1 protein-coding gene is annotated in these 292 nt (G+C 74.7%); it reads left to right on the top strand.

Annotated elements, in window-relative coordinates; all coding sequences use genetic code 11:
* Positions 1-292: AMP-binding protein (locus IH54_RS41160; RefSeq protein WP_043183759.1), on the top strand; the 292-nt coding region annotated here is incomplete at both ends.

Genomic DNA, 292 nt, shown 5'->3' with positions numbered 1-292 from the left:
GGCGGTGCTCAGCTCGCGTCGGGCGCACATGCTGGTGGCGCTGCTGGGCGTGGCGATGTCGGGGGCCGCGTACGTGCCCGTCGACCCCGACTACCCGGCCGCGCGCATCGCGTACGTCGTGGAGGACTGCGGGGCCGCGCTCGCCCTGACCGACACCGACCTGGACGGGGTGCTGGAGGACCTGGACACCGCCGTGGTGGAGCTGCCGCGGCCGGAGCCGGCGGACACCGCGTACGTCCTCTACACCTCGGGGTCGACCGGCAACCCCAAGGGTGTCGTCGTCCCGCACCGC

The organism is Streptomyces sp. NRRL F-5123, from assembly GCF_000721495.1.
GTDB lineage: Bacteria > Actinomycetota > Actinomycetes > Streptomycetales > Streptomycetaceae > Actinacidiphila.
The sequence above is the reverse complement of the archived record's forward strand: the minus strand, read 5'-3'. Positions and strand labels throughout refer to the sequence as shown.